A 25863-nucleotide genomic window follows, 5' to 3' on the forward strand; every position below is an offset into this window, starting at 1 on the left:
CGAAGCGCGAAACTGCGATTTAGTATCAAACGCGAAATACTTTCATTTAAGAATGTTGCAGGCATGAAAAAGGGGCCGGTTTCGGCCCCTTTGCGATGTCACTGTTGTACGACTTTCGACTCTGCGCCCGCGACGGGCTTGGGCTTCATCAGGCTGAAATCGATCAGCGCCCGTTGTTCACGTTGATACGGATCGCCGATCAGCAGTGGACGAACCTTGAAGCTGTCGCTGACCACGCTTTTGCTGCGGTCCAGTTCGTCGAAGCTCAAACCGGCCAGGTCTGCCCACGTGTGGATCAGATGCGAGCTGCTGTACGGTCGCTGCAAGTCACCGGCCAGGTTCCAGTCATGGTTTTCGCGCCATTTCGGCGAGGCCCAGGCCATGAACGGAATGGTGTACATCGGCGCGGTCGGTTTGTTTTCGTTGCGGCCCAGGGTGCTGTGACCCACCGAGTCGAACACGTCTTCGCCGTGGTCCGAGAGATACAGCAGGAAGCCATTCGGATCGGATTTGGCATAATCCTTGATCAGGCTCGACACGACAAAGTCGTTGTACAGCACGGCGTTGTCATAGCTGTTGTAGGTCGGTACCTGATCGTCACGCACACCCGGCGGAACACCGTTGCGATCCTTGAACTTGTCGAAGGTCGGCGGATAACGGTATTGGTAGCTCATGTGGGTGCCAAGCAAATGCACGACGATCAACTTGCGCGGCGCCGCATCGGCCAGCGCCTTGTTGAACGGCTCGATCACGTCGCCGTCGTACTGGGCAGCGTTCTGGTTGCGGTTGTTGTTGAGGTACACCTGCTCGTCGGCCTGTTCGGAGAAGGTCGTGAGCATGGTGTTGCGCTTGGTCATGGTCTGCTGGTTGGTGATCCAGAAGGTCTTGTAACCCGCCTGTTTCATCATGCTGACCAACGATGGCGTAGACAGGTAGAGGTCCGGGTTTTCTTCGTCAGCGAAAGTCAGTACCTGCTGCAACGCCTCGATGGTGTAGGGGCGAGGGGTCACGACGTTGTCGAAAATCGCCAGTTGATCCTTGAGTTTGTCCAGTTCCGGCGTGGTGTTGCGCGGGTAGCCGTACAGGCTCATGCGCTGACGGTTGGTCGACTCGCCGATTACCAGCACAAGCGTTGACGGCTGATCAGCTCCGGCAGCCTTGAGGTTATGCAGCGGCGGGATCTTGCTGGCACTGTCCAGCATGCCCTGCATGTCTTCCAGGGTGTCGAGATAACGGTGATAAGCCACTGCCATTTGCCATGGCACCGCCGGCTCGATACGGGTTTCGAACTTCTCGAAGCCTTGAGCGAAGGTGCCCATGCGCAGCGTTTGCTTGACCAGCGGATAACCGACGACAGCGATCACGATAGCCGCGGCAGCGACCATTGCGCGGCCACGGGGCATGTACACCGGGCGCAAGCGAGTCCACAGGAACCAGGCGAATGCGGTATGCGCCAGGAACGCCGCCACCATCCACCAGGCAAAGTACTGAGTCATGTACTCGCCGGCTTCAGACACGTTCGACTCGAACATGATGAAGATGACGCTCTGGGAGAATTCCTGCTGATAAATGAAGAAGTAACCCAGGCTGGCCATCGAACAGGCCCACAGCACCACGCCGATCAGGCCGGCGAGCAGTTTTGTGCGTTTGGGGAACAACAGCATCGGTGCCAGCCAGATCGCGCTCATCACGAACGCTTGGCGAAACCCCGTGAAACCGGAGGTGCCGGTTATCTGAATCAGCAGTTGGGTAATGCCGGAAAAGTACCAGAAGAACACAAACAGCCAGAGAACACCGGCCCAATCGAAACCTGCCGCAGTCGTTTTGCTGCGTTTGAACAATGCCATTCGGCGCTCCAGCTCACTCGTTACAACTACCGCCGGAACATCCATGAAACCGACGAACGGACGCCGCACGCGCAGGTACGGCCAGAATGCGGCGCAGTATCACGAAGGGAATGTGAAAGTTTTGTTAATCGGCGCGCTTGTCTGTACTTAAACGGCCTTGGGTACATCGTGACGGGAACAGCGTCGGCTGCTCCCGAAAACAGCGGGGAAGGTCAGGCGTGCGGGTGACGCTGGACAACCGGCAACGGTTTGGACTGAGCGCCATGGGTCAACGCGCGCAGTTGCGCCAACTCCTGCTTCAATTGGTCGCGCTCGTCTTTCAACTGACGCAATTCATCGCGACGAATCGTGACGTACAGGGTTTGTGCCGGCATTGCTGTGTGTACTGTGCCCATTGCTCACCTCGCAAATGGTATGTCTCAACTGTAAATAGCCCCCGTTTTGAGGTGCTGACTTACTATCGGCACCAATTTTGTTTTCTTTTGCCACTGAATGGAACTTTTTTATTTTTCATGGTCGGTGTGTCTTCGACAGGTTTGAGGGCGTTATCAGTCTAGATCGGGCACAATGCCCGGAAACTTCATCCCGGTGCTCTGGACTAACCTCCATTAGTCGCGTTGGGCTATACCTTTTGACACACATTATTTGTAGTAAGGAGCATCAGCACATGCAACTCGGGATTATTGGACTGGGCCGTATGGGCGGCAATATTGCGCGGCGTCTGATGCTCAACGGTCACACCACCGTTGTTTTCGACCGCAATACCGCTTTCATCGATAACCTGGTCGCCGAGGGCTCCACGGGCGTTGCCGATTTGCCGGCACTGGTTGCAGGCCTGGCCAAACCACGGGCCGTGTGGGTCATGCTGCCGGCCGGCGCGCCGACCGAAGACACCATCGAAACGCTGAGCAACCTGCTGGAAGCTGGCGACACTATTATCGACGGTGGCAACACCAACTATAAGGATGACATCCGCCGCGCCAGAACCCTGGCCGAGAAGGGCCTGCACTACATCGACGTCGGCACCTCCGGTGGCGTCTGGGGCCTGGAGCGCGGTTACTGCATGATGATCGGCGGCGATGCCGAGACCGTAAAACGTCTCGACCCGCTGTTTGCCGCATTGGCGCCGGGCATGGGCGATATTCCGCGCACCAAGGACCGCAAGTCCGATGACCCGCGTGCCGAACACGGCTACATCCACGCCGGTCCCGCCGGTGCCGGACATTTTGTGAAGATGATTCACAACGGCATCGAGTACGGAATGATGGCGGCCTTCGCCGAAGGTTTCGACATCCTCAAGACCAAATCCAGCGAGCGTCTGCCGGAAGATCAGCGTTTTGATCTCAACGTGGCTGACATCGCTGAAGTCTGGCGTCGTGGCAGCGTGGTGTCGTCCTGGTTGCTCGACCTGACTGCCGACGCCTTGGCCAGCGACCCGAAACTCGACGGTTTCTCCGGCTCGGTGGCAGACAGTGGCGAAGGTCAATGGACCATCGAAGCCGCCATGGAACAAGCGGTGCCGGTACCGGTGCTGTCGAACTCGCTGTTCTCGCGCTACCGCTCACGCGGTCAGGGCACTTTTGGCGACAAGATTCTTTCGGCCCAGCGCTTCGGCTTCGGCGGCCACGTAGAGACTGCGAAAAAATGACCCATACGATCCGCAGAAAATCCAAGGCAGAACCCGCACCACCGACCACGCTGTTTCTGTTCGGTGCCCACGGTGACCTGGTCAAGCGCTTGCTCATGCCCGCGCTTTACAACCTGAGTCGCGACGGCCTGCTTGATGAGGGTCTGCGGATCGTCGGCGTTGATCACAACGCCATTACCGATGAAGCCTTCGCGCAAAAACTCGAAGACTTCATCCGCACCGAAGTGGCGGCGAAGGTCGGCAAGGGCGATCAGATGCTTGATCCGGCCTTGTGGGCCAAGCTCGCCAAAGGTATCAGCTACGTCCAGGGCGACTTCCTGGACGACAGCACTTATTCCGCGCTGGCGGCGAAAATCGCCGACAGTGGCACCGGCAATGCGGTGTTCTATCTGGCCACCGCACCACGTTTCTTCAGCGAAGTGGTGCGCCGTCTCGGCAGCACCGGTTTGCTCGAGGAAACCCCTGAAGCGTTCAGAAGGGTGGTGATCGAGAAGCCGTTCGGTTCCGATCTGCAAACTGCCGAAGCACTGAATGCCTGTTTGCTCAAGGTGATGTCCGAGAAGCAGATCTATCGGATCGACCATTACCTGGGCAAGGAAACCGTGCAGAACATTCTGGTCAGCCGGTTCTCCAACAGCCTGTTCGAAGCATTCTGGAACAATCACTACATCGACCACGTACAGATCACCGCCGCGGAAACCGTTGGCGTTGAAACCCGTGGCAGTTTTTACGAACACACCGGCGCGCTGCGTGACATGGTGCCCAATCACTTGTTCCAGTTGCTGGCGATGGTGGCCATGGAACCTCCGGCGGCGTTCGGCGCCGATGCGGTGCGGGGCGAGAAGGCCAAGGTGGTCGGCGCCATTCGCCCATGGACCGTGGAAGAAGCGCGGGCCAACTCGGTGCGCGGGCAGTACAGCGCCGGCGAAGTGGGCGGTAAGCCACTGGCTGGTTATCGCGAAGAGGCCAACGTTGCACCCGACAGCAGCACCGAAACCTACGTCGCGCTCAAGGTGATGATCGACAACTGGCGCTGGGTCGGCGTGCCGTTCTACCTGCGCACCGGCAAGCGCATGAGCGTGCGCGACACCGAAATCGTTATTTGCTTCAAACCGGCGCCATATGCGCAGTTTCGCGACACCGAAGTCGACGAGTTGCAGCCGACCTACCTGCGCATCCAGATCCAGCCGAACGAAGGCATGTGGTTCGATCTGCTGGCCAAACGTCCCGGTCCGGCGTTGAACATGGCCAACATCGAGCTGGGTTTCGCTTACAAGGATTTCTTCGAGATGCAGCCGTCGACCGGCTACGAAACACTCATCTACGACTGCCTGACTGGCGATCAGACACTGTTCCAGCGCGCCGACAACATCGAGAATGGCTGGCGTGCCGTGCAGCCGTTCCTCGACGCCTGGCAGCAGGATGCGAGCGTGCAAAACTATGCCGCCGGTGAAGATGGCCCGCAGGCTGCCGAAGATCTACTCACTCGCGATGGCCGCGTCTGGCATGGTCTGGGATGAGCGAGCCTGTCCGTTTTTTGCTGAGCGATATGGACGGTACGCTGTTGTTGCCCGATCACAGTCTGAGCCAGCGCACCATCGACGCTGTCCGGTCGTTGCGCGAGGCGGGCGTGCTGTTCAGCCTCGCCACCGGTCGTCCACCCAAAGCCATGCTGCAGCAGATCGAAGCCTTGGGCGTCGACCTGCCGACCGCGGCGTTCAATGGCGGCACCATCGTCAATCCGGACGGCAGTCTGCTGGTGGCGCATTACCTGCCGGCGGCAACCGCACTGATTGCACTGGCGACGTTCGCGGACCAGCCTGATGTTGAAGTCTGGGTGTTCAGCGGCGGTGACTGGCTGCTCAAAGACCCGAACGGGCCGATGGTGCCGCGCGAACAGCATGGCCTTGGTTATCCGCCGGTGGTGGTGGAGAGTTTTGAGCCGTATCTGGAGCGCATCGACAAGATCGTCGCGACCAGTAACAACACCGAGTTTCTGATCGAGCTGGAAGCGCGCCTGTTGTCCAAGGTCAACGGCATGGCGCAAGTCTCGCGCTCACAACCGGTGTACCTCGACGTCACGGCGCTGGAGGCGAACAAGGGCACGGCACTGGCGACACTGGCTGCACATCTGGGCGTGCCGCTTGCGCAGACAGCGGCGATTGGCGATGGCGGCAATGATCCGGCGATGTTCCATTGCGCGGGGTTGTCGATTGCCATGGGCCAGGCGGAAGAGGCGGTGCAGCGTCAGGCTGACGTGGTGACGGCGCCGAACACCGAAGACGGTGTGGCCCAGGCGATCGAGAAATACATCCTTGCTCGCTGACTCAACCGGGTCCCGATGTGGGAGCGAGCCTGCTCGCGAAAACGGTGTGTCAATCAACGAATCCGTTGTCTGACTCTCCCTCTTCGCGAGCAGGCTCGCTCCCACAGGTTTATTCGGTGTTGATCAGAGCCAGTAACTGACGGCATACCAGCCTAGCAGGCCCATCACCACGGTGTAAGGCACTGCCATCCATACCATCCGCCCGTAGGACAAGCGCACCAGCGGCGCAATCGCCGACGTCAGCAGGAACAGAAACGCGGCCTGACCATTTGGCGTCGCCACACTCGGCAGGTTGGTGCCGGTGTTGATCGCAATCGCCAGCGTCTCGAAATGCTCGCGGCTCATTTGGCCTGCGAGGAATGCCTGCTTCACTTCGGTGATGTAGATGGTTGCGACAAACACGTTGTCGCTGATGGCCGATAACAGGCCGTTGGCTATAAACAGCATGCCCGGTTGTTGATCTACCGGCAGCGTCAGTACCCACGTAATCAGCGGCACAAACAGCTGTTGATCGTGAATCACTGCCACCACGGCAAAAAACACCACCAGCAATGCAGTGAACGGCATGGCGTCCTTGAACGCGCTGCCCAGACGATGCTCGTCGGTGATCCCGGTAAATGCGGTGATCAGCACAATCACCATCAAGCCGATCAAGCCGACCTCTGCCACGTGAAAGGCCAGGCATCCAATCAGGATCAGCGCGGCGGCGCCTTGCACCAGCAGCGCAGCGCGTTGACGCGCGGTACGTTCGGCGTTGTCTTCGGCGGCGTAGTTGGCCAGTACGGCGCGCACGTTGTCCGGCAACAGGGTGCCGTAACCGAACCAGCGCAGTTTTTCCAGCAACACGCAGGTCACCAGGCCCGCGGCCAATACCGGCAGGGACACCGGCGCGACTTTCAGGAAGAACTCCGCAAAATGCCAGCCCATTTCATGGCCAATCAGCAGGTTCTGCGGCTCGCCCACCAGCGTACAGACGCCGCCAAGCGCTGTGCCGACCGCGCCGTGCATCAACAGGCTGCGCAGAAACGAGCGAAATTGTTCCAGGTCGTCATAGTGCAGGGTCGGCAGGTGTTGGTCGTTGCCGAATTCGCTGTCTTTGCGCGGATCGTTGCCCGAGGCCACCCGATGGTAGACCGAGTAAAAGCCTACCGCTGCACTGATGATCACTGCGGTTACCGTCAGGGCATCGAGGAACGCCGAGAGAAACGCCGACAGAAAGCAGAACATCAGCGACAGTATCGCTTTGGAGCGCACGCCCAACAGCAGTCGCGAAAACAGATATAGCAGCAGGTCTTTCATGAAGTAGATGCCGGCGACCATGAACATCAACAGCAGGATCACCGGGAAGTTGTGCACCAGCTCATCGTAGAGCGCCTGCGGTGTGGTCATCTTCAGCAGCAGGGCTTCGATCAACAGCAAACCACCGGGCATCAGCGGATAACACTTGAGGGCCATGGCCAGGGTGAAAATGAACTCGATCACCAACAGCCAGCTCGCCGCGACTGGGCCGACGGTGAACAGCACGAGCGCATTGAGGATCAGGAAGCCGACGATGGTCGCCTTGTACCAACGTGGCGAGTGCCCGAGAAAGTTGTGCGCTAGCGCCTGGGCGATTGAACCGGACATCGGTTGCTCCTTGTATTCAGAAGCGCGCAAGTTGCCGGATGTTTCAGCCGAGTTCAAGTTCTAACTGCCTGAAACACGCCCCTGTAGAACTGCTGAAGGCTGCGATCCTTCGATCCTGTTTCTAAAATCAAAAAACAGCAGCCTTCGGCAGCGCCTACAGGAGGCGTAATTGTGTCAGGGGAAGTTCAGTGATTGAGGTACCGCGCAACCATCGCCCGGTAGTTGCCATCCAGCGAATAGCCACCCACCAGTATCTCGCCGTCTGGTCGCACGGCCAGTGAGTTGGCCGTGTCGAGGCTGCGGCCAAGACGTGTGCGTAGCCAGCCGCGGCCATGACCGAAGCTTGGATCGAGGCTGCCATCGGTGCGATAACGAGCGACGATGAAGTCTGCCTCGACACCGCCAAGGGTTGCTCCCACCGCAATCATCCGACCGTCTGCCATGCGTTGCGCGGCGCTCCACTGGCAGCCGCTGGGTCCGATTTCGAGCAGTTGCGGCTGGCCATTGTTGATGTGCGAATCCGGGCGACCATTGAGGTGCATTGTGAGCGCCAGGCAGCGGATCGGGTCGCGACTGCTGCCGAAACAGTGCAGTGATTCGGTGGACTCAAGAATCTGACTGACCAGTGCACTTTTGCCTTGGGCGGTGAACGCCATGAAACCATCCACCGCGAAGCTATCATCAAGACAACCCTCGGGCAGGTATCGCGCCAACAGACCTTGCTGCGGAAAGTCGATCGATCCGCCGACCACGATCCGTCCGTCGGCCTGCAACAATAGACTGTTGAGCCAGGTATTGAGCAGCAAATGGCGGATCATCACGAAGCCGCGACCGTTGAAAGTCTCATCCAGGCTACCGTCGGGTTTGAGACGGATCAGCATGCCGGCGTGATCGGCGAGTTCGAAGTGATGGTTGGCGATCAGCAGGATATGCCCGTCTTCCTGAACCGCGAAGTCGCAGGCTTCGGCACCGGGTACACCGGGCGGGAGCCAGGTGTCGCGGGTGCCCATGGACAAGTCGCCTGGTAGACGCACGACTTGCCGGCCATTGTCGCCGAACGTCTGATCCGGATTGCCTTGCGCATCGAACAAGGCCAGGGCGGGCAAGGTGCGATGGCTGTTTTCATAGTGCAAACCGGCCAGCAGGATGCGTCCATCGGCGAGCGCCTGGACTTTGCCGGCCATCGCTTCGAAACCATGGGCAAACGTGTCAATCACGCTGCCCTGATTACCGAAGGACAAATCCGCAGAACCATCTGCGAGCAACCGTGCGAGGCCGAAACGGCTGCCTTCGGCAACGCCGACTTTCGCCGCCACCAGAGTTCGCCCCTGCGCATCGAGCGCGACATCCTCGGTCAGGCTGGACAAACTCCCGGCGAAGTACACCTGAGCAACGCCGCCGTGGGCAAAGGTTTGGTCAAGTTGTCCCGCGTCATTCAATAACGCTGGGAGCGCAAAGGCGTTCAGTGTGGACATGCACGCATCTCCTTGCGAGTTGACCAACACCGAAAATCGGCTGGTAACTGCATGAGCGGAACATTCAAAACCTGAACTGAGGGAAGTACAACTGTAAGAACTAACAGGTGGAGGGTCGCACTGTGCCAGAACAGTGTCTTTTTGAACCAATTGCAAGCGTGCCAAGCAATTACGCTGGAGCGCATTGCCGAAAGTTGTACAAAAGTACCGACGACTAATCAGAAACAGCAACTAACAAGAGGAGGGCGGATGACCAGGAAGTCATCCGCATCACCCGGTTATCAGTGTGGCATCGACCAGGATTGCAGCGCGTAACCTTCTTCGCTCAGTTCAGCACGCGCCTGCTGCAGCAGTTGCTCAAGTTGTGCTGGATCGGAGTAGGCACTGCTGGGAATCTGTTTGCGACCGATGTGGGAGTTGGTGCGGTCGATAACGGTCAGGCTCAGTTCGCCATTGCCGTCTTGCGGCGCCCAGGCCACGCACTGGAAAGGCTTGAAGGCGTGGTTGGCAATCAAAAGTGCTTCGTTGATACGGAGCGGGGCGGTCATGGGGTCTTCTCTCTATAGTGCCCAATCAGTGATTTGCCGTCGGTTGGGCTGACCGTTCGGCTGGTTACTTGTACTGATGCACGCAACCGGGGAGCAGGTCACACTCTTGGCAAAGAAATTTCGACTTTCTTTCATATACCCGGTTTTAAGTCAGTTTTGAAAGCTTGGCGAAAGCTTGTTAACGGCGAGTCAAGAACAGATATAAGTCGATAGCTAACTAACAACTAACGTTCTTATAACGAGTTTGGTTGTACACCTATAAGCAAACGATACAAGGCGCTGTCAAAATCTTGCTAGTGTTACAGTCAGGTCTGCCAAATGACTGTTTTTTCAACCTTTTCTTAAAATTTGGCGCCAAGGAACAGTCATGAGCGAAGCGCCTGCGTTACGACGTTTATTGGTGGTCGATCCGTGCGACGACTGCCACCGCCTGTTACCGGGTTTACGCGCGGTAGGGTGGGATGTCGACAGTTGTACCCTGGAAAACGCTGCCGACCGCAGCTGTGATGTCGGGCTCTTGCGTTTGCAGCCCTTTCATCTGGAACGACCCGAAGCCGTTAAAGAACTGATCAGCCGCAGCGGCACCGAATGGATCGCCGTGCTCAATCAGGAAGTTCTGCGATTGCAGAACGTTGGCGACTTCGTTTGCGAATGGTTTTTCGATTTTCATACCTTGCCGTTCGACGTGTCACGGGTGCAGGTCACCCTCGGCCGGGCCTTCGGCATGGCGCGGCTGCGCGGGCAGGGCACGATCCACGTCGATCAGCCCGAACATGAACTGCTTGGCGACAGCAAACCGATCCGCGAACTGCGCAAGTTGCTCAGTAAACTGGCGCCCACCGAATCGCCAGTGTTGATCCGTGGCGAAAGCGGCACTGGCAAAGAACTGGTCGCGCGCACACTGCATCGCCAATCCCAACGCCACAGCAAGCCTTTTGTGGCGATCAATTGCGGGGCGATTCCCGAGCATTTGATTCAGTCCGAGCTGTTTGGACACGAAAAAGGTGCGTTTACCGGCGCTCATCAACGCAAGGTCGGGCGCATTGAAGCGGCCAACGGCGGTACGTTGTTTCTGGATGAAATTGGCGATCTGCCGCTGGAATTACAAGCCAATCTGCTGCGGTTTCTGCAGGAGAAGCACATTGAACGAGTGGGTGGCAGTCAGCCTATTGCGGTGGATGTACGCGTACTGGCGGCGACCCACGTCGATCTTGAGGCGGCAATCGAGAAGAAGCGCTTTCGGGAAGACCTTTATTACCGGCTTAACGTGCTGCAAGTCGTCACCGCGCCGTTGCGCGAACGGCATGGTGATCTGTCGATGCTGGCCAACCACTTCTCGCATTTCTACAGCCAAGAAACCGGCCGCCGTCCGCGCAGCTTCAGCGAAGATGCGTTGATTGCCATGGGCAAGCATGATTGGCCGGGCAATGTTCGTGAATTGGCCAACCGCGTGCGTCGGGGCCTGGTTTTGGCCGAAGGCCGGCAGATCGAAGCGCGGGATCTGGGGCTGATCAGCCAGCATTCGATCGCCACGCCCATGGGCACCCTGGAAGACTACAAGACCCGCGCCGAACGCCAGGCCCTGTGCGACGTCTTGAACCGGCACAGCGATAATCTCAGTGTTGCGGCCAAAGTGCTCGGCGTTTCCCGGCCGACGTTCTACCGTTTGCTGCACAAACACCAGATCCGCTAGGGCGGGGAGCATAAAAAGGGCCCGCTGCGATCATCTCGCAGCGGGCTTTTTTAATGTCAGCAAGTTTAGAAGTAGTACGGGAATTTCAGGCTGAAGGAAAAGTCCGGCGCATCCTCGGTAATGCCGATGGACAAGTTGGGCACGATGGTCAGGTTGTCGGTGGCCGCAATGGTCATGCCGACGTTGAAGTAACCGGCGTTGGCGTCGCTGGACACCACCGATTCCCAATCCCCGCCATCCTGCTTCAGTTTGCTCTTGCGCTGCACCAGGTCGGATACCGAGAACGACATACTCATCTTCTCGTTCAGTGCGAAGGCAATACCCGCGCCGATCTGGAAGCTGTCGCCGATCTTCACCTTGCCCGGGTTTTTCTGGTTGACGGTGGAGCTGATATCGTCGAACGACTCCTCGAGGTTGTGCGTATAGGACAGGCTGCCGAACAGCACGGCCGGGTCAAACGTCTTGACCAGCGAGATGCCCGGGGTGATCGACCAGACGCCGTTGCCGGTCGGCAGGGTGTCAGGTACGAACAGGTTGGAGTTGGCGTCGGTCTGGCGCAGTTTGATCCCGAACGGATCCTTGCCGGTTGGCGCCTTGACCCGCAAGGTGACTACCGCATCCGGCGTGTTGACCGACTCGTCGAGGAACTTGTACGCAATACCGAAGTTGACGTCGCCGATGGTTGGATCCTTGGTGACGGTTTCCTCGGTGGTGACGCCCGCCGCACCCTCGTTGCCGCCGCCCGACTGATACGTCGACTCGCGGTACACCACGGGCACGTTCAAATCGAACTGCCAGCGATTGTCGAAGTTGTAGCGGCCTGTCAGGTCGAGCGTCCAGGTATCGGCCTTGATCCGGTCGAGGTTGATGTTGCCGAGAAAAATCGAGTCCAGTGCCAGAAAGCCGTTGAGAATCAGCTGGCGAGTGTCATAGCGTGAATAAGTGAGGCCGGTTTCAACGCTGAATTTGCCACCGCCGAAAAAGCCGCTGGCCTCGTCATAGAGGTTGGATACGCTTTGCGCCGGTTGTGAATCGTCAGCCAGCGATTGCCCGTAAGAGGCGCCGCTGCCCCCGGCGGCTCCTCCTGATGCTGCGGCAGCACCGGTACCGGTGGCGACGCGATTGCCTTTCATGTCCGACGGCGATTTCGCCAACCGTTTTGGCGGTGGGGCAGAGGGTTGTTCTTCAACCTGGCGTACCCGTTGCTCGAGTACCGCCAGGGCTTTTTGTTGTACTTCGTATCGTTGCTTCAGCTCCAGAAGTTCCTGTTTCAGGGCCTCTACATCCGCGTTAGGAGCCGCTTGCAGCATCGCGGCAGGGATAAGAGTGCTCAAACACACTGCTGCGCGCAGTGATACTGATCGATACATGAATAAGCCGTCCCTTTAAGCCCAATGATCGAGAATCAGCGTAGTTCAATATCCAATACTGCGTAGGGCACCGAGTTGGGTCAGGTTGCAGTCCAGTGCACCGGCGCTTCTGCCGTTATTGTTGAGTACGACGTTGAGTTGAGTCAGGTTGTTGACCACGTTGGCGCTGCCCAGCAATCGAGTGTTCTGCAGCAAACCGCCCTGGGCGACTTGTTGCAGGGCAGTCCCCTGATTGCCGCTGGCTTGAATGGCCATTTGAACGCCGCCGCCAGTGGCCGAAACCGCGACACTGCCCGCAGCGTTGCTGCCATTGATGGTTTGTCCGGCGACCAGCGCCTGGCCTTGGGAAGGTGCCAATGCAGGTGCCTGACTGGCTTCTTTGACGTTGATTGCAACATTGTTGTTGGCGGTATTGCTGTCGCCGGCAGCACGTACGCTTTGCGTCACGCCCTGGCTGCTGTTGAGTCCCGCGCCACCGATAACGGTGCCCGTACCCAGCACAGGGACGCTGCCGTTGCCGGTCTCTTTGATGGTCGAGACGTAGAATTCCGGTTTGACCGTCGCGGCCTGAATCTGCATCGAGGTCGCGGCCCCGATCAAGTCACCGCTGGCGTTGCGCCATGTACTGCTCATGACAATGCCGAAGCTGATAATTCGCCCCGGCATGACATAACGACCACGCAGCTCGGCGAGCTCATGGTCCTTGATTTCGATAGGTGTGAATCCTGCATTGGCATAGCCTGAAGCACTCGCCGCCAGGCAGGCGGCGGCCAGCCAGTATGAGGTTTTCATTTGCTGCTCCCGGGACATCCAGTCCCATTTCTATAATCGGCGATTAAAAGAAGTCGCTCTGTATGAACCCGAAATCCATCAATTCAGCATCTTTGACAGGGTTGAAGCCATCCAGCTGGTTCTTGGCCGTCAACGGTACCGGTGGACTGCGCAAGGCGTTGGCCTTGTCGTACCCGGGGCCGACGATGGCGAAGACAATGCCGTTCCAACCTTTGACAAAGTCATCGTGTTTGTAGCGCTTATGTCCCAGGACAGGGTCTCCGATGTAAACCCACTCCTTGTCTGCACGCTGCAACACAACGAAATGCTTATAGCCGCGAATATCTATCAGTACCACCACCGGAATCGTCACCGCTTCGAGCTTCTCGGGCGGTATCCGGTAACCTCTGGCACGCATGCCGATGCTTTCCACGTAGCGCTTCATGTCGAGCATGGAGAAACCTTGAGTACGAACAAGGTCCTGGTCTGCATTGACCAGCATGCCTTTGATGATGTGATCCTCATCGACGTCGAGCCAATAAGCCTGGCGTAACACCGTGGCCAGTGCGGCAGCGCCGCAACTGAAATCGGTTTTCTGTTCGACGATGTCGGCAAACTTGCGCTCACGAATGCTTTGCACGTCCTTGTAGACCAGTACGCCGCCCGGCAGGGCAGCCACAGGCATCTGCGCAGCCTGAGTCAGGCCACACAGGCAAAGCAAAGCGAAAAGGGCCGTTTTACGCATGATCGATACGCCTTTGCGGACTGAGGAAAAGCCCCGTTTCCGGGGCTTTCGTTTCGATCGCGATTACAGGCAGGCTCTGCAACCTGCGGCGATGGACAGCGAGTTGCTTTGTTGGTTGCCCACACCCGCCGAGACGTTGGCTCCGCCGTTGCCGGAGAAGTTGTTCATCGAGTTGGTCATGTTGGCATTGTTGACCACTGGCGCTTTCCAGCCGTCTTTGGTCATGACTTGCTGAGTGGTTACGCCAGCGAGGCCAAAGGTACCCACGGCTTCGAACTTGGCTTTCTGGTCATCGTTGCCGCCGTGGCCGCCGCCACGATTGCCCCAACCGCCGTGATCATTATCGTCTTCGATGGTTGCAGTGCCTTTTGCCTTGAACACGCCGGCAGCGGCATAGGTGCCGGTGAGGGTGTCGGTTTTGTAGGCCTGCACGCCTTTGTTTTCTACAACCAGGCCAGTGGAAGACTGGTTGGCAGAAGCAGCAGCCTGAGCTACGCGGCCACCGGATACGGCGATCGCCAGGTTGTTTTTCTGCTGGTTGAAGTTGCCGGCAGTGACGTTGATACCGATGTTGCCGGAACCGTTGTTGCCTGCGTTGTTGAGATTGGCGTTGTTGAAGGTGGATGAGTTTTTCACATAGTTGTTGTTGTTGACTTGAGTAGCACTCGAGGCAGCAACAGCGTTGCCGAAGATGAAGCTTTCGTCAGCGGTGGCCAGTGCAGCAGCGTTGTCCTGCTGGTTGCCGTCGCCGGCTGCAACGTTGGCGCCCATGTTGCCGTTGGAATTGTTGAGCGAGTCACTGGCGTTAGCGTTATTCACAGTGCCCTGGTTTTTCACCTCGTTGCCGTCGCTGTCTTGCACGTCAAGCACAGCGGCGCCGGCGCCTGCGGTGATTTGCAGCAGTTGTTCCAGGGTTGGGCCTTTAGGCTGGTTATTACCATGCCCGTTGCCGTGCCCATTACCATGATCGTCATTACGACCGCCTGCCTGTGCTGCGATTGCCATCACTGCTGCAAGTGCGAAAACCAGTGGTTTGAGAGCCATTGTAGGTTTCATGGTGTTTCTCCATCGTGCTTATTAGTTGGTTAAGTGTTGGTACTTTCTAATTGCACTGCTTTTTATTTGGGTCAGTCTGCGACCCGGATGCTCAGGGTGTTAGCCATACGGTTCCCCACCCCGGCACTCTGGTTCACCTGGATTACCCCGCGGCTGCCGGTGAAGGCCTGATCACTTGTCGTGACCTGGCGACTGCCGATTGAGGTACCAGTTGCTCCTGAGCTCGGTAACAACGCCACGTTCTGTTGCGAAAGGGCGCTATCGTCAATGCTCTGCGGGGCAGCACTGATGCTGACACGCGTCACATTGGCCATTTGGTTGTTGGCCCCGGCGCCCTGGTTGACACCCAGAATTCCGTTGCCATTACTGAAAGAGTTGCCGCCGATGTTGGCGGTGGCGTTCATCGAGCGATCGGCAGGTGTGTCGATCCTCTGGATGACGCGGGTGGTGGCCTGAGATTCCGTACCGATGGCGATAGCCTTGGTATTGGCTTGTTGCATCTGGTCACCGGCGGCCTGGTTGACGTTGAAATTGCCGCGGTATTGCATGCCTGAATCCTGAATGTTTGCGCTATTGACTGAATTCGGGTCAGCCATGGCGCTGGTGCAACCGAGCACGGCGAGGAGAAGGAGAGTGCGATTCATCTCATTGGCCTCCGGCCATGCGGGTCAAGGGGGCCAGGCCAGTGCTCATGGCACGGTTGACGGTATTGGAGATCGAGCCGCCGGCACCGCCGCCGGTGCCAGTCCTCATGCCCGGCAAGCCGTTCGTGTTGGTCAGCGTGTTCATCCCCGGCAGGTTCGAAGCAGGTGTGTTCATGTTGCCGCGTATCGAAGAACCACTGGCGATCCCGGCAAAGTCACCGTCACTGAGTTCAGTGCTGCTCAGGGTCTGATTGATTCGAGCGGAGGGGTTGGCGTTGACTGTTGTCGGGTAGGGGTCTTTGCCGCCATTGCGACCGATAGGGATAGGCTGAACATCGCGATCTAGGACGATCACACCATTGCCTTCGGCCTGAACGTTGAAACTGATAAACGCGCTAGCCGCTGATCCGATCAGCAGAAGGCAGGTCATGCGTTTTTGGATATTCCCCACGGCTGCAATTCCTTCTTCAGTGGGCTGCCCTTGTCAGCGTTATGAAGGAGATAGCGAAAGCTGTGCCGCTTTTGAATTGTTGTTATTTTCCAGTGAGTTATCAGTAAAGCGCGCAGAGTCGATGCACAGTGTGTTTCAGCGTTGAAACACACGAAGTCTCTCCAGCCTGTCAATTGGCTAAACAAAGCTCTGGAACAAGGGTTTGCGGGGATGTGTATCAGTGGCGTAACAAGTGCCATGACAAAGCGATGAATAGCGTTGAAACGGCCACTCTGCACTTGGGCGAGTGTTTCAGGAATGGACAGTCTTCCCCCAAAACAGGGTGAAACAGTGGGCCTGGCGCCCCGTCAGTCGGCCAACAGGCGCGCAACGGCCGCGAAGACCTGGGCCTGTCGCTCCGCCCAGTCGCCCTGAATGATCTGGCACGGTTGCCGATGCTGTTCCAGCCAATCGCGCGTGGCCTGGAAGAAAGCCAGACGCTGATCCAGATCCGGCTGGCAGCGCTGACCGTCATCGGTCCAGTCAATGCGTTCCGGGGACAACAGAAGGTGCAGGTCGTAATGGCGCGCCAGCAACTCGCCTTCCAGCCAGTCCGGGCACGCGCCAAACAGGGTCTGGCTCCAGAGAATATTGCTCAACAAGTGGGTGTCGAGAATCAGCAGCGCCGGTTGTTGCGCCCGCGCCTGGTCTTCCCACTGCAATTGCCCGCGAGCGATCTCGGGGATGTCGGACAGGCAGGTGTCACGCGGATTCTGCTCGATAAACCAACGCACGTACTCGTCCACCCGCAAACCGCCAAACTGTTGCTCAAGGCCTGCCGCCAGCCAGCTCTTGCCGGTGGATTCCGGGCCGGTCAGCACCACGACCTTCATGTGCGCAGTGCCGGGTCGGCGCGCCATTCACGAAAGCCCTGAATGGCAATCACGGTGAAGAGCGCGTACAGGCCCGCGGTGAGGTAAAGCCCCTTATAAAGGAACAGGCCGACAAAAATCACGTCGAGCACGAACCACAGTGCCCAGCATTGCAGGCGTTTCTGCGCCATCCATAACTGCGCAACCAGGCTGAAACCGGTGAGCGCCGCGTCGAGCCACGGTTGCGCCGCGTCAGTCCAGTGCGCCATGGCCGCACCCAGCAAAACACTGCCGACAGCGCCGACACCCAAGCCAAGGGCTATCGAACGAGCATCCAGGCGCGTGACCTGACGCCCGTCATGCATCGTCCCGGCGCGCGTCCATTGCCACCAGCCATAAACTTGCAGGGCGGCGTAGATCACTTGCAGCAACATGTCCGAATACAGCTTCACTTCAAAGAAGATCCAGCTATAGAGCAGCACCATGACCAGCCCGATCGGCCAGCACCACGGATTCTGTTTGACCGTCAGCCACACGGCGATGACACCGAGAGCGGCGGCAAACAGTTCAAGCCCGGACATGTGGGTTCCTTGAGGGGAGTTGAAAGAGGTGGCGGATTGTACTGTATTCGCCAGAACACTGAAGGACCCTGTCGGAGCGAACTTGCTGGCGAGTGTGTCGGCCCACTCAAGACTGATGCTGAATGTCGCGCCCCCATCGCTGGCAAGCCAGCTCCGCAGGGATTTATGCGATGCTCAGCCTTTGTGGTACACCGCCAAAGCCTGCCAGCGCCCACATGGATTTTTGTTGTGCTCACAGAAGATGGCGCTGCACAAAAACCTGTGGGAGCTGGCTTGCCAGCGATAGCGGTGGGTCAGGCAACATCTCCCAACCGACAAGCCGCTATCGCGAGCAAGCGCGCTCCCACAGGTTATGTACTAAACGCGGAACTGGCGTAGCAGGCCGTTGAGTTGTTCGCTCAACTGCCCAAGTCTTACGCTCGCCGCACTCGACTGTTCTGCCGCCATGGCCGTGCTGTGAGAAAGCCCCGCCGCCTGGGTAACGTTCTGGTTGATGTCCTCGACCACATGCGCTTGTTGCAGCGTGGCGCTGGCAATCGATGCGTTCAGGCCACTGAGGTTGCGCAACGCCTGGCCGATGGCATTCAGGCTCGCGCCCGCGAGCCCAGCCTGTTCAATGGTCAGTTGCGACGCCTTGCTGCTGTCACCGATGACCTTCACCGCCGCCTCGGAATGATTTTGCAGGCGTTCGATCATCGACTGGATTTCCGCTGTCGACTTCTGCGTACGTTGCGCCAGCAAACGCACTTCATCCGCCACCACGGCGAATCCACGACCCTGTTCACCGGCCCGTGCCGCTTCGATCGCCGCGTTGAGGGCAAGCAGGTTGGTTTGCTCGGCAATCGAGCGAATCACCTCCAGCACGCTGCCGATCTGGGTACTTTCGGTGGCCAAGGTGCGAATCACCTCGACCGCTTGGTCAATGGTGCCCGAGAGCTTGTCGATCTGTTGCAGGCTGCCGTCGATATTGATCTGGCCCTGTTGCGCCTGCGCCTCGGCATTACGCATTTCGGTGGCCGCATGCTCGGCGTTTTTCGCTACGTCCTGCACGCCGTAAGTCACCTCGTTGATCGCGGTGGCCACCAGCTCCATTTGTTGCGATTGCTGCTGGCTACGCTGCTGGGCTTGCGAGGCATCGTTGCCCAGTTCGCTGGACGATTGACCGAGCGCACTGGCCGACACCTGCAACTCACCGATCACCCGGCGCAATTTGGCGGTAAACGCATTGAAGTGGTGAGCCAGTTCGGTCACTTCGTCCTTGCCGTGGGTATCGAGGCAGCGGGTCAGGTCACTTTCGCCGCTGGCGATGTTGGCCATGGCGTTCACGGTTTCCTGCAAGGGGCGCACGATGCTGCGCGCGATCAGGATCACCAGCAGAGCCATGATCACGGCAATCGCCAGCCCGATAACGGTGGCCTTGATCACCTGGCCCTGGAATTCGCCCTGCACATCGTCTACGTACACGCCGGAACCGAGCACCCAGCCCCACGGTTCGAACAGCTTGACGTAGGAGGTCTTGGCCACCGGCTCACTCGCGCCGGGTTTCGGCCAGCGGTAGTCGACCATGCCGGCGCCCTTGGAACGGGCAATCGCGACCATCTCGTTGAACACCGCAAAACCGTCCGGGTCGCGGATGGCCGAAAGATTCTGGCCTTCGAGTTTGGGATTGGTCGGGTGCATGACCATCACAGGGGTCAGGTCGTTGATCCAGAAGTAATCGCTCTGGTCATAACGCAGCCCACGGATGGCAGTAAGGGCCTGTTTCTGCGCGGCCTCTTTAGTCAGCGTGCCGGCGGTTTCCAGGTCGTGGTAATAGGTCAGCAGGCCGCTCGCGGTTTGCACCACGTGCTGGGTTTTCTGGGCTTTGGCGTGATACAGGTCGTCGTGGATCTGCTTGAGCATCAACACGCCCAAGGTCAACAACATGACCACCGCCACAATCAAGATGAGCCACAAGCGTCGGCTGATCGACACACTGCGCAAGCTGTTCATAACGCTGTCACTCCGGATTCTTTTTCTTGTAATTAACGACCGCCAGCATCCGATCACGATTTCGCGAGCGGGCATACGCGACCCAAGTCGTATAACGCGGCAGCGCTATTAAGGCTTGTCTGTTAGGATTTCGGCCCCGCGCGTGAAAACCTGAATCGAAGTTGATATTTCACGGAATTTTGACCCGTTCGTAGGGATCCTGTGCGCGCGGAATCGGTCCAGCATTAACCAGCTACGCTGATCGCAGTGAACGTAAAAAATACTATCGGGGCATGCCCGCGTGCATCGCTCTTTGGGGGATTGATGGATCTTTGGACCGCCTTGCAGGCATTGATACTAGGAGTTGTAGAAGGGCTGACGGAGTTTTTGCCCATTTCCAGTACCGGACACCAGATCATTGTTGCCGACCTGCTCAACTTCGGCGGCGAACGGGCCATGGCGTTCAACATCATTATTCAGCTTGGCGCGATTCTCGCCGTGGTCTGGGAATTTCGCCGCAAGATTATCGACGTGGTCATTGGCTTGCCGACCCAGCCAAGTGCGCGGCGCTTCACAGCTAATCTGCTGATCGCGTTCTTGCCAGCCGTGGTGTTGGGGGTGATTTTTGCCGACCTGATCCACGAATACCTGTTCAACCCGATCACTGTTGCGGCGGCGTTGGTGGTGGGCGGGGTGATCATGCTGTGGGCGGAAAAGCGTCAGCATGAAGTGCATGCCGAAACGGTCGATGAGATTCGCTGGAGCGACGCCCTTAAAATCGGCTTCGCCCAATGCCTGGCAATGATTCCCGGCACTTCGCGTTCCGGCTCGACGATCATTGGCGGCCTGCTGTTCGGCCTGTCGCGCAAGACAGCCACCGAGTTCTCGTTCTTCCTCGCCATGCCGACCATGGTCGGTGCCGCGGTGTACTCGGGCTACAAGTATCGCGATCTGTTTGTGCCGGCGGATTTCCCGGTGTTTGCCATCGGTTTCGTCACCGCGTTTATCTTCGCGATGATCGCCGTGCGCGGTCTGCTCAAGTTCATCGGCAGCCATAGCTACGCGGCATTCGCCTGGTATCGGATTGTGTTCGGGCTGGTGATTCTGGCGACGTGGCAGTTCGGCTGGGTGGACTGGTCGGCGGCCAAGGCATGAGTGATTCGCGCGCGCGCCGCCCTGAAGGTCGGCCGTCCGGTGGCGGTATTCAGAACCTGAAACTGAAGCTGGTCGTCCTGTTGATCGTCTGCGCATTGCCGTTGGCAGGCTCGCTGTCGATGTGGCTGAGCGGCATTTCTCTGGTGCCGCTGGCGGCGTATGGGATTGTCAGCGTGTTGGCGTTTTTCATGTACTGGGCGGACAAGCGCAAGGCTCGCAACGATGCGTGGCGTACGCCGGAAAACATCCTCCATGCGGTGGAACTAGCCGGTGGCTGGCCGGGGGCGTTGATTGCCCAGCAGGTGTTCCGGCACAAGACGCGCAAGGTGTCGTTTCAGGTGCTGTTCTGGGTGATTGTTGTGTTGCATCAGATGTTCTGGATCGACCAGTTGTTTCTTGGCTCGAACCTGTTATCCCTCATCTAAACCCACGCACACCCTTGTAGGAGCTGCCGAAGGCTGCGATCTTTTGATCTAGGTTTTTGCAGCCTTCGGCAGCTCCTACAGGGGTGAAGTGTCAAGCAAAAATGCCGCCATAGTGAGGTGTTAAAGCAGCAATCCGATTCGGGTTTTCTTCGGCAACTTGCTCACCACCAACTGATGTGACCGTTGCAGCAACCCCTGCAATTCCTCGGTGCCCAGCGGGTAGGGCGGGTGCATGATGATCCACTGTGCCCTTGCCAGATAAGGAGCCGGATGAATCCCGGGGCGGTCGCAATGGCCTAAAAACAGGTCCTTGTCGACCTTGAACGCCAGCGAATCCCCACGCAGCCCTTGCAAGGCAAACATCTTGTTGCCGGAAATCGAAAATACGCGCACGCCACCCCACTTGTAATCCTCGCGCGCGCCGGGCAATGCCAGACAAAACGCGGCGACGTCCGCTTCGCTCATTTTTCCCTTGCTCATAACAACCGCTCCCCACAGGCATTGAACGACTCGACCAGGTGATCAATCCACGCACGCACCGCCGGCATGACCCCGCGCCGATGCGGGTACACCGCTTGCAGCCAACCGCCGGGCAGCGACCATTCTGGCAGCAACTGCACCAGCGCGCCGCTTTCCAGCTCGGCCTCGCAATACATCATGGGCAGTAACGTGAAGCCCTGGCCGGCCAGGACACAAGCCTTGCGCACGACAAAATCGTCGATGCCCAGCCGTGCTTCCATGCTCAGCTCGAAACTGGTGCCCTCTTGATCGAGTAAACGCACATGCACCAGCCGATCGGCCTCAAGCGCCCCGAGCACCGGCAGGTTCTTCAGGTCTTGCGGGTGGCTGATCGACTGACCTTGCATGAATGTCGGGCTGGCCACGACCACCATTTGCGCCTGACGTAGACGGCGCGTGACCAGTAACGGGTCTTCATCGCCCAACTCGCGCACGCGCAGGGCAACATCAAACCCTTCGGCGACCAGATCGACCCGACGATTGAGCAGCACCACTTCAAGTTGCACCTGAGGAAATTTGCCGAGGAAGTCGCTGATCACCCACGGCAGCATTTCATGCGCCAGGCCGGTAGGGCAGGACACCCGCAAACGTCCCCGCGGTTCGCTGGACATGCTGGCGACGGCTTCGTCGGCCATTTCCGCTTCAAGCAGCATCGCCTGACAGTGACGCAAATAACGCTCGCCGACCGCAGTGAGGTTGAGTTGGCGTGTGGTGCGCTGCAGTAAACGCGCACCGAGACGCTCTTCCAGTTCGGCGATGCGCCGCGACAGTCGTGACTTGGGAATCCCCAGCAAACGGCCGGCCGCCGCAAAACCACCAGCCTCGACGACTTTGGCGAAATAGTAGAGATCGTTGAGATCTTGCATGGTTGATATCCAACTGTTCTATCAGTGGGACGAACTATCGCATTGCTGGCGGCTAATCAGCTATTGGTTTGTTGCGTAGGATTGTCTCCATTCCGTCGCCACCGGCGATTCATTCCAGGGGATTCCACATGAAACTGCTGCATATCGATTCGAGCATTCTGGGCGACAACTCGGCTTCCCGTCTGTTGAGCAGCGAAGTCGTCAAAGCCTGGCAAGCCGCTGAGCCAAGCGCTGTGGTGACTTACCGCGACCTGGCCGCTGACGCCATCAGCCATTTCTCGTCGACCACGCTGGTTGCCGCAGGCACCACCGCTGAACTGCGCAACGCTGCACAACAACACGAAGCCGAGCTGAGTGCTTCGACGCTGGCCGAGTTCATCGCTGCTGACGCTGTAGTGATCGCCGCACCGATGTACAACTTCACCGTACCGACCCAACTCAAGGCGTGGATCGACCGTGTTGCCGTTGCCGGTCAAACCTTCCGCTATACCGAAGCCGGCCCTGAAGGCCTGTGCGGCGGCAAGAAAGTAGTGATCGTTTCCACCTCTGGCGGCATTCACGCCGGTCAGGCCAGCGGTATCGCCCACGAAGAATATCTGAAGCTGGTATTGGGTTTCCTTGGCATCACCGACATCGAAATCGTCCGTGCCGAAGGCTTGGCGTACGGTGACGAAGTGCGCAACAACGCCATGACCGCCGCGCAAGCGAAGATCAGCGAGCAACTGTTCGCCGCCGCGTAAGGCTTGCGTAAAAAACAGCTGATGTTCAGGTAGCCCCCCAAAAACTCTGTATTCTGGTTCCGCAAGGGCCAAATACGGAGTTTTTTGTTTCTGACTGTTACATAATCTGGCCCGGGTTATGCAGTCAAACGATCAGCGTCTGAGTGCAATGTCGTGACCTGCGCACCGAATCCACGGCTTTCTGGTCTCACACTGCAACGGATCTTACGATTGAGTCACAACAGGGTGGGGCGTCCGGTGATACGTCTTTGTGCAACGTTACTGATTTGCCTGCTCGGCAGCCTGATTACGGTGCAGGCGGCGCCGGGGCGCCATCCTGTCTGGAGCGTTGGTTACCACGAGATGACGTTCCTCGATCCGCTCGACTTGCAACCGATGCGCGCCATCGCGTTCTATCCCTCCAGCGACCGTGAACACCTGAGCCTGCTCGAGGGTTATTCGGTCGAAGCCGGCGAAGACACCAAAGTCGCCATGGGCCGATTCCCGATGCTGATGCTGTCTCATGGCAACACCGGCACGCCGCTGGCCCTGCACGATCTTGCCACGTCACTGGCGCGCAAGGGGTTCGTCGTGGTGGCGGTGATTCATCCCGGCGACAATTCCAGGGATCACAGCCGACTCGGCACCCTGAGCAATCTTTACGGGCGGCCGATCCAGATTTCCGAAGCGATCACTGCCACCCTTGGGGACCCCATGCTGGCGCCGTTCGTCAATGCTGAGCAGGTCGGCGTGATCGGCTATTCGGCCGGGGGCGAGACAGCGTTGATTCTCTCGGGGGCGCAACCGGATCTGGATCGCCTGCGCCGCTATTGCCAGGAGCGCCCGGACGACCGCGATGCCTGCAACACCCAAGGCGAGCTCATTGTTGACCGTGATGACTTGCAACCGGTGGCCGACCCACGCGTGCACGCCTTGTTGCTGATGGCGCCGCTCAGCCTGAAATTCGGCCGACATACGCTGGCTGACGTGCATGTGCCCGTGCTGCTGTACAGCGGCGATGGCGACAAGCTGGTGGCTTTCGATAAAAACGCTGCCGCACTGGCGCGCAAACTGCCGACTGCACCGGACTTCAAATTGCTGGCCGGGGCAGGGCACTTTGTGTTCATGGCGCCGTGCAACGAAGAGCAGATCATTGCCATGCCGGCGTTGTGTACGGATGCCGATGGGGTTGATCGCAAAGACATTCATCGCAATCTGATTTCCGAGGCCGGCCGATTCTTCGCCCATGCCTTGGGCCGGCCTACACGGGCGGGTATGCAGACTGCGGATCAATAGCGTCAGGTGTTTATCCTGAAGTCACCATAAAACCCTGTGGGAGTATTCAGGAAATTGCCCGGCGCTTGAGTATCAAGGTCAACCCCAGCCCCGTCACCGACAACAGCGCCGCACTGAAGAAAATCCACGAATATCCCAGATTCAACGCCACCGCCCCCATCAACGGCCCGGCAACCGTCAGTGCCAGATCAAAGAACACCGCGTAGGCACTCAACCCGGCACCGCGACTGGAACTCGGTACCTGCTTGATCGCCTCCACGCCCAGTGCCGGATACACCAACGACAGGCCAAACCCCGCCAGTCCGGCGCCGATCAATGCAAACGCGGTGGAGGGCGCGAGCCACAGCATCACCAGCCCCACGGTTTCAACGGCAATGCAGACGATGGCCGAGGTGAAACCGCCGAATCGACTGATTGCCGAAATAAACATCAGTCGCGACACGATGAAGCACACCCCGAACACCGTCAGGCAATACGCCGCGCCGCTCCATCCGCGGTTGAGGTAATAGAGGGTGATAAATGTGGTGAGTGTGCCGTAGCCGATTGAGGCCAGCGTGAGGCTCGCGCCGAACGGTGCAATCCGCCCGAACACGGCCCAAAACGGCAGACGCTCACCGCGTATCACCGGTACCGAAGGTTTGTTACGAATCAACAGCAACGCCCCGGCCGCCAAGACCGACAGCGAAATACCGAGGCTGGCGAAACCGTATTCGGCCACCATCACCACCCCCAGCGGCGCACCAATCGCAATGGCGCCATAGGACGCGATACCGTTCCAGCCGATGGACCTGGCGGTGTGCTCGACCCCGACCTGGCCCATGCGCCAACTGATGGTGCCGACACCGATCAGCCCCTGCGCAATGCCCAGCAACAATCGCCCGAGAATCAGAATCAACAGGCTCGGCAGCGGATAGCTTTGCAGCAGCGTTGACAACAGCGTCAGCGCGCCACTGAGCACAATCCCCAGCAAGCCATACACGATCGCCCGTTTGGTGCCGATGGTGTCAGACATGCGCCCGGCCATTGGCCGGCTGAGCAGGGTGGCCAGGTACTGCGAGCCGATCACCAGTCCGGCAATGATCGCGCTGAAACCCAGTTGTTCATGAACATAACCCGGTAGCACCGCAATCGGCAGCCCGATGCAAAGGAAGGCAATAAAGGTGTAGAAAACGATAGAGACGATCTGCACGGTGATCGCCATGGAGCGTTGCGGTGGCAGTTGCTGCGCAGACATGAGGACTCGTTCGCGGGCGGCGGTGGGAGAATTCGCATCATGGCGT

Annotated in this window: 25 protein-coding genes; 8 read left to right on the forward strand and 17 right to left on the reverse strand. The window is 58.5% G+C overall.

All coding sequences use genetic code 11. The features are described from left to right. Positions 1–98 precede the first annotated feature (98 nt). Both H8B20_RS20040 and H8B20_RS20045 read right to left on the reverse strand, forming a co-directional pair. A complete protein-coding gene (locus tag H8B20_RS20040; RefSeq protein WP_047300992.1) occupies positions 99–1847 on the reverse strand; it encodes a phosphoethanolamine transferase CptA in 1749 nt (582 codons plus the stop codon). 212 nt (positions 1848–2059) lie between these two features. After that, the gene (locus tag H8B20_RS20045) at positions 2060–2242 is read right to left on the reverse strand and encodes a DUF6026 family protein (protein WP_042559042.1); all 183 of its coding nucleotides are present in this window, start codon (positions 2240–2242) and stop codon (positions 2060–2062) included. A 272-nt stretch (positions 2243–2514) separates the two neighbouring features. On the opposite strand from H8B20_RS20045, the gene gnd reads away from it, so the two are divergent. Genes gnd through H8B20_RS20060 form a run of 3 tightly spaced genes read left to right on the forward strand, consistent with a single transcriptional unit; the run spans position 2515 to position 5821 of the window. Beyond that, positions 2515–3495 (forward strand): phosphogluconate dehydrogenase (NAD(+)-dependent, decarboxylating), encoded by a 981-nt coding sequence (gnd, locus tag H8B20_RS20050; protein WP_042559043.1) that lies wholly within the window; start codon positions 2515–2517, stop codon positions 3493–3495. Continuing rightward, positions 3492–5015 (forward strand): glucose-6-phosphate dehydrogenase, encoded by a 1524-nt coding sequence (gene zwf / locus H8B20_RS20055; protein ID WP_210624321.1) that lies wholly within the window; start codon positions 3492–3494, stop codon positions 5013–5015. Before gnd ends, zwf begins: the two co-directional genes overlap by 4 nt. After that, positions 5012–5821, forward strand: coding sequence for an HAD family hydrolase (locus H8B20_RS20060; protein ID WP_210624322.1), 810 nt, complete (start codon positions 5012–5014; stop codon positions 5819–5821). Before zwf ends, H8B20_RS20060 begins: the two co-directional genes overlap by 4 nt. Positions 5822–5944: 123 nt before the next feature. Here H8B20_RS20060 and nhaB read toward each other — a convergent pair whose 3' ends face one another. The 3 genes from nhaB to H8B20_RS20075 all read right to left on the reverse strand — a co-directional run bounded on the left by nhaB (position 5945) and on the right by H8B20_RS20075 (position 9470). Further along, positions 5945–7447, reverse strand: a complete 1503-nt coding sequence (nhaB, locus tag H8B20_RS20065) for a sodium/proton antiporter NhaB (RefSeq protein ID WP_210624323.1) — start codon at positions 7445–7447, stop codon at positions 5945–5947. 185 nt (positions 7448–7632) lie between these two features. Next, positions 7633–8922 (reverse strand): NHL repeat-containing protein, encoded by a 1290-nt coding sequence (locus tag H8B20_RS20070; RefSeq protein ID WP_210624324.1) that lies wholly within the window; start codon positions 8920–8922, stop codon positions 7633–7635. Between the two features lie 281 nt (positions 8923–9203). Further along, positions 9204–9470 carry a hypothetical protein gene (locus tag H8B20_RS20075; RefSeq protein WP_042559048.1) on the reverse strand — a complete coding sequence of 89 codons (267 nt, stop codon included), beginning with the start codon at positions 9468–9470 and terminating at the stop codon, positions 9204–9206. A gap of 367 nt (positions 9471–9837) precedes the next feature. On the opposite strand from H8B20_RS20075, the gene H8B20_RS20080 reads away from it, so the two are divergent. Then, a complete protein-coding gene (locus tag H8B20_RS20080; protein WP_210624325.1) occupies positions 9838–11163 on the forward strand; it encodes a sigma-54 dependent transcriptional regulator in 1326 nt (441 codons plus the stop codon). Positions 11164–11228: 65 nt separating this feature from the next. Here H8B20_RS20080 and H8B20_RS20085 read toward each other — a convergent pair whose 3' ends face one another. The 9 genes from H8B20_RS20085 to H8B20_RS20125 form a co-directional block, all read right to left on the reverse strand. Continuing rightward, on the reverse strand, positions 11229–12533 hold the full coding sequence (locus H8B20_RS20085) for a transporter (protein WP_150591764.1): 1305 nt from the start codon (positions 12531–12533) through the stop codon (positions 11229–11231). Between the two features lie 45 nt (positions 12534–12578). Further along, positions 12579–13325, reverse strand: coding sequence for a hypothetical protein (locus H8B20_RS20090; protein WP_042559051.1), 747 nt, complete (start codon positions 13323–13325; stop codon positions 12579–12581). A 43-nt stretch (positions 13326–13368) separates the two neighbouring features. Next, positions 13369–14049, reverse strand: coding sequence for a C39 family peptidase (locus H8B20_RS20095; RefSeq protein ID WP_042559052.1), 681 nt, complete (start codon positions 14047–14049; stop codon positions 13369–13371). Positions 14050–14112: 63 nt separating this feature from the next. Next, positions 14113–15105 carry a heme utilization protein gene (locus tag H8B20_RS20100; RefSeq protein ID WP_210624326.1) on the reverse strand — a complete coding sequence of 331 codons (993 nt, stop codon included), beginning with the start codon at positions 15103–15105 and terminating at the stop codon, positions 14113–14115. Positions 15106–15176: 71 nt separating this feature from the next. Beyond that, positions 15177–15749: an adhesin gene (locus tag H8B20_RS20105; protein ID WP_210624327.1), complete on the reverse strand. Its 573-nt coding sequence runs from the start codon at positions 15747–15749 to the stop codon at positions 15177–15179. Position 15750: 1 nt separating this feature from the next. Then, positions 15751–16200: a hypothetical protein gene (locus H8B20_RS20110; RefSeq protein WP_210624328.1), complete on the reverse strand. Its 450-nt coding sequence runs from the start codon at positions 16198–16200 to the stop codon at positions 15751–15753. Positions 16201–16547: 347 nt separating this feature from the next. Further along, positions 16548–17072, reverse strand: a complete 525-nt coding sequence (locus H8B20_RS20115) for an AAA family ATPase (protein WP_210624620.1) — start codon at positions 17070–17072, stop codon at positions 16548–16550. Further along, positions 17069–17632, reverse strand: a complete 564-nt coding sequence (pnuC, locus tag H8B20_RS20120) for a nicotinamide riboside transporter PnuC (RefSeq protein WP_150603107.1) — start codon at positions 17630–17632, stop codon at positions 17069–17071. Before pnuC ends, H8B20_RS20115 begins: the two co-directional genes overlap by 4 nt. Positions 17633–17989: 357 nt before the next feature. Continuing rightward, entirely contained in the window at positions 17990–19624 is a 1635-nt protein-coding gene (locus H8B20_RS20125; RefSeq protein WP_210624329.1) for a methyl-accepting chemotaxis protein, read from the reverse strand. A 303-nt stretch (positions 19625–19927) separates the two neighbouring features. Here H8B20_RS20125 and H8B20_RS20130 point away from each other — a divergent pair, with 303 nt between their 5' ends. Both H8B20_RS20130 and H8B20_RS20135 read left to right on the forward strand, forming a co-directional pair. Next, the gene (locus H8B20_RS20130) at positions 19928–20758 is read left to right on the forward strand and encodes an undecaprenyl-diphosphate phosphatase (protein ID WP_042559059.1); all 831 of its coding nucleotides are present in this window, start codon (positions 19928–19930) and stop codon (positions 20756–20758) included. After that, positions 20755–21183 carry a DUF1294 domain-containing protein gene (locus tag H8B20_RS20135; protein ID WP_210624330.1) on the forward strand — a complete coding sequence of 143 codons (429 nt, stop codon included), beginning with the start codon at positions 20755–20757 and terminating at the stop codon, positions 21181–21183. Before H8B20_RS20130 ends, H8B20_RS20135 begins: the two co-directional genes overlap by 4 nt. Positions 21184–21303: 120 nt before the next feature. Here the strand turns inward: H8B20_RS20135 and H8B20_RS20140 are convergent, their stop codons facing one another. Next, positions 21304–21663, reverse strand: coding sequence for an MmcQ/YjbR family DNA-binding protein (locus H8B20_RS20140; RefSeq protein WP_210624331.1), 360 nt, complete (start codon positions 21661–21663; stop codon positions 21304–21306). Then, positions 21660–22568 carry a LysR substrate-binding domain-containing protein gene (locus H8B20_RS20145; protein ID WP_210624332.1) on the reverse strand — a complete coding sequence of 303 codons (909 nt, stop codon included), beginning with the start codon at positions 22566–22568 and terminating at the stop codon, positions 21660–21662. The genes H8B20_RS20140 and H8B20_RS20145 overlap by 4 nt, the downstream gene beginning before the upstream one ends. A gap of 128 nt (positions 22569–22696) precedes the next feature. Between H8B20_RS20145 and H8B20_RS20150 the strand changes: the two genes are divergently transcribed. After that, the gene (locus H8B20_RS20150) at positions 22697–23308 is read left to right on the forward strand and encodes an FMN-dependent NADH-azoreductase (RefSeq protein WP_210624333.1); all 612 of its coding nucleotides are present in this window, start codon (positions 22697–22699) and stop codon (positions 23306–23308) included. A 237-nt stretch (positions 23309–23545) separates the two neighbouring features. Beyond that, entirely contained in the window at positions 23546–24583 is a 1038-nt protein-coding gene (locus tag H8B20_RS20155) for an alpha/beta hydrolase family protein (protein WP_210624621.1), read from the forward strand. Between the two features lie 46 nt (positions 24584–24629). On the opposite strand, the gene H8B20_RS20160 is transcribed toward H8B20_RS20155, so the two are convergent. After that, positions 24630–25817, reverse strand: a complete 1188-nt coding sequence (locus H8B20_RS20160; RefSeq protein WP_210624334.1) for an MFS transporter — start codon at positions 25815–25817, stop codon at positions 24630–24632. Positions 25818–25863: the final 46 nt, after the last annotated feature.

Origin of the sequence: Pseudomonas sp. P42 (assembly GCF_017973755.1) — a bacterium.
GTDB lineage: Bacteria > Pseudomonadota > Gammaproteobacteria > Pseudomonadales > Pseudomonadaceae > Aquipseudomonas > Aquipseudomonas iridis.